We start from the raw sequence: 3,273 nt of genomic DNA on the forward strand, positions 1-3,273 counted from the left end.
TTAAAGATATTCCTCCCTACACTGTCGCTGGTGGTAATCCTGCACGTCCTCTCAAGCAACGCTTTAGTGATGCAGAAATTGAGCAATTACTTGCTATTCGTTGGTGGGATTGGGATATAGCTAAAATATCATAGCCTTTGCTTGCTAAAAAAGGGGCGAGGCCTTTACCAGATTTAGAATAGTAGATACGCCCATTTTCTATACTTCCATGAAGTAAAAAGCATATTTCTCCATTCTCATCTCCACAATACCGCTTCATATGTAGCTTGAAATCTTCCCTCTCGATGAATAGAGATTCTTCTTTTACCTGGATGTCTGTTTGCATTCAACAAAAATAGTGTGCATGCCGAGTATAAAAAATTTCTTAGTCTTTATTTATTTGAGTGGGTTTTTCCTCTAAAAAAATGCGTAATTCTTTAGTTTTGGTTTTTCAAACAATTGCAATGATAGATGTATGAATAGTGCAGGGTTAAAGGAACAGGGTTCAAAATATTTTTTGGGGTTCATCGGTAAACTTTCCTTTTATTTCATATTTGTTTTGTTGGTGAACAGTTCCTGTGTTGGAGTCAAAAAAGCCAAGCAAAGAGATCAAAATATTCAGAAAGTAATTAGTAGCGCCAAGACCTATGTGGGTACTCCCTACCGATTTGGGGGGCTCACCAGGGCGGGTATGGATTGTTCAGGATTGTTAGTGATTTCATTTAAAGAGGCCGGACTTGATCTTCCTCGTACCTCTAAGGAACAAAGCAAAATTGGAAAAGGGGTAGCGATATATGAATTAAAGCCTGGAGATTTGGTGTTTTTTGCAGCAGGTAAGAGACGGAGAGAAATTACCCATGTGGGATTGGTGACTGAGGTCAGGTCCAAAGATGATGTACAGTTCATTCATGCATCTACCAAGTTGGGGGTAATGGAAACAAACCTCATGGCCGATTACTTCAAAAAGATCTTCATCAAAGCTAGAAGACCGCCTTATTTATAATGAAAAATCTATTTGGTTTCAATTGGAGAAATGCGAATGAAAAGATTCATCCCGCACTATTCTAGCTCTTCCAAATCATAGTCAGCACCTTTGCCATAGCGAATCAGGTCTATTAGGTAGTATTCTTCCAGACTGTTTAGGTCCTTTACCAGAAAATCCTCCGTGTTGATTTTCAATATTTTAAATTCAAACTTTTCTCCATAATTGGTCAGTCGGTACTTCTTCCCTGTCCGTAAAACATCAAATGAAATAGGCATAATGTAAACTTTGAGACAAAACATTCAATTTTCAAGCTAAAAACAAAACTTATTCGAGCTGATTTTGATTTAAGTACTTAGGTTAATTATTTATGAGAAAGAAAATCAGCTATATAGGTTTAAGCTTTTTGGTCACTGTTGCCATCACACTGTTATTTGCCAGCTGCCTCAGGCTTAGAACCAATGATACAGCCGTACTGGACAAGTTAGCAGCTAGAGATGTAGGTGGAGGGGTTTGTTATTTCACTATTTCTGATCGAACCATGAGATACGCTTATGCAGGAGCTGACACCTTGCCTTTGTTGGTGTTGCTTCATGGAGCACCTGGTTCTTCTTCAGGGCTACTGGATTTTCTCACAGATTCTCTGCTACTTTCACATGTCAAGATCATCACCCCGGATAGGGCAGGCTATGGATACTCAGGCTTTGGAAGATCCGAGGTATCTTTGGAAATTCAAGCCAAGTACATTGCAGAAATCATACAGCGGCAGGCATTTGGGCAGCCGGTGATTGTAATGGGCAATTCCTATGGGGGGAGTGTTGCTGCAAGGCTTGCGATGGACTATCCGGAGCTGTTGGATGGGCTACTGCTTATTTCCACAGCTGTGGCTCCAGGAGAGGAGAAAATCTATGGCATCTCCCGACCCTTGCACTTTTTGGGACTGAAATGGTTGATTCCTTCGGTATTGAGAGTAGCCAATGACGAAAAAATGTATCATTTTCGAGAGTTGGAAAAGATGTCAGCTTATTGGGATAATATCAAGGTACCTGTATGGATGCTGCACGGAGAGGCTGACCAATTGATTTATCCGGGAAATGCGCTTTATGCCAAAAAGCGCCTGAAAGGAAGACCATTCAAACTGATTACACTGCCCGAACAGGATCACTATATTATCTGGAATAAACCTGAGCTTGTAAAGGAAACTATCATGAACGCCTTGGTAGAACTGCAAATAGCGCCACCCGAAATCCTGGCTGACGCAAGCTTGGATTGGTCTGAGGCAGTTAACAGCATATCTGCTGATGAAACACCTATAAGAAATGATTTCTCGCATTAGGTGATGTTCAAAATGAGATTTACCTATTGTCTCAGAAAATCAAAGCTGTGTGCTGGAATTACAACTTCATTCTTTTAAATATACCTTCCGGAATAAGTTTAATGACCAGCATGATGATTGCCCAAATTGGGCTCACATAAATCACATTTTTCTTCTTACTTATGCCTCTGAGGATTTGCTTGGCTGCTTTTTCTGGAGAACTTGTGAGAGCAGGAGGCAAATCCAGACCGGCAGTCATCTTGGTATCCATAAATCCCGGTTTCACGGTCATCACATGTATCCCTTTAGCGTATAGACTGTTTCTTAGCCCCGAAAGCCAAGTGCTGAACCCTGCTTTGGCACTTCCATAATAAAAATTACTACCTCTGCCTCTCTCACCAGCTACAGAACTGATGCCTACTATCATTCCTTTGCCTTGTCTGATAAAATAATCTGCCAATGCACTACCAATTGACACTGCACCGGTATAGTTGCTCATGATGATTTTTTCTGCTTCCTGCCATTCAACAAGCGCTTTTTCTTGATCTCCCAAATACCCAAACACGATCACAGCGGTGTCTATACCATCAGGAAGGGCATTTACCCAATCCCTATGCGCTGATACCTGGCTCGCGTCAAAATCCCTTAATGTCACATTGACACCAAAGCGGATTTGTAGGTCTTTTTGCATAGGCTCTAATTCATGCCCTTTTCTCGCTGCCAATACCAGGTCTTTGCCAGATTCAGCGATTTGTTCGGCCATCGCACGAGATATATCTGAGTTGGCTCCTAAAAGCAGTACTTTATTCATATTTCAGTGGTTTTTTTGGTCAGCACAAGCCTTTGAGAAAGTATGGACTGAAACTTTGACTTCGGATTATATTTCTCCATTAACTGAGCTATTTGTTTTCTGGAGGTATAACTTTCATTGAACATTTCAGGACTCATTCTGGCATCTTTTGTCAGATAGATGCGTCCCCCAAATTTTAATACCAAT

At 41.0% G+C, this 3,273-nt stretch carries 4 protein-coding genes and 2 pseudogenes; 3 read left to right on the top strand and 3 right to left on the bottom strand.

The window, feature by feature from the left end; all coding sequences use genetic code 11:
• Positions 1-134: pseudogene (locus CSQ79_RS29085) on the top strand (chloramphenicol acetyltransferase); the annotation flags it as partial.
• Positions 135-454: 320 nt separating this feature from the next.
• Positions 455-982, top strand: a complete 528-nt coding sequence (locus CSQ79_RS26800) for a C40 family peptidase (protein ID WP_099704148.1) — start codon at positions 455-457, stop codon at positions 980-982.
• Positions 983-1,038: 56 nt separating this feature from the next.
• Here CSQ79_RS26800 and CSQ79_RS26805 read toward each other — a convergent pair whose 3' ends face one another.
• Positions 1,039-1,239, bottom strand: a complete 201-nt coding sequence (locus tag CSQ79_RS26805) for a hypothetical protein (RefSeq protein WP_099704152.1) — start codon at positions 1,237-1,239, stop codon at positions 1,039-1,041.
• Positions 1,240-1,331: 92 nt separating this feature from the next.
• On the opposite strand from CSQ79_RS26805, the gene CSQ79_RS26810 reads away from it, so the two are divergent.
• The gene (locus tag CSQ79_RS26810) at positions 1,332-2,297 is read left to right on the top strand and encodes an alpha/beta fold hydrolase (protein ID WP_099704149.1); all 966 of its coding nucleotides are present in this window, start codon (positions 1,332-1,334) and stop codon (positions 2,295-2,297) included.
• A 58-nt stretch (positions 2,298-2,355) separates the two neighbouring features.
• Here CSQ79_RS26810 and CSQ79_RS26815 read toward each other — a convergent pair whose 3' ends face one another.
• Together CSQ79_RS26815 and CSQ79_RS28550 are read right to left on the bottom strand one after the other, a co-directional pair.
• A complete protein-coding gene (locus CSQ79_RS26815) occupies positions 2,356-3,087 on the bottom strand; it encodes an SDR family oxidoreductase (protein ID WP_099704150.1) in 732 nt (243 codons plus the stop codon).
• Positions 3,084-3,273, bottom strand: a pseudogene (locus tag CSQ79_RS28550) (FAD-binding protein); the annotation flags it as partial. The gene CSQ79_RS26815 and the pseudogene CSQ79_RS28550, both read right to left, overlap by 4 nt.

The organism is Gloeocapsopsis sp. IPPAS B-1203, assembly GCF_002749975.1.
GTDB lineage: Bacteria > Cyanobacteriota > Cyanobacteriia > Cyanobacteriales > Chroococcidiopsidaceae > Gloeocapsopsis.

Bases quoted from the DNA above. Each gene is read 5' to 3' on its own strand.
- CSQ79_RS26805 (WP_099704152.1), bottom strand. From the start codon at position 1,239: ATGCCTATTTCATTTGATGTTTTACGGACAGGGAAGAAGTACCGACTG.
- CSQ79_RS26815 (WP_099704150.1), bottom strand. From the start codon at position 3,087: ATGAATAAAGTACTGCTTTTAGGAGCCAACTCAGATATATCTCGTGCG.
- CSQ79_RS26800 (WP_099704148.1), top strand. From the start codon at position 455: ATGAATAGTGCAGGGTTAAAGGAACAGGGTTCAAAATATTTTTTGGGG.
- CSQ79_RS26810 (WP_099704149.1), top strand. From the start codon at position 1,332: ATGAGAAAGAAAATCAGCTATATAGGTTTAAGCTTTTTGGTCACTGTT.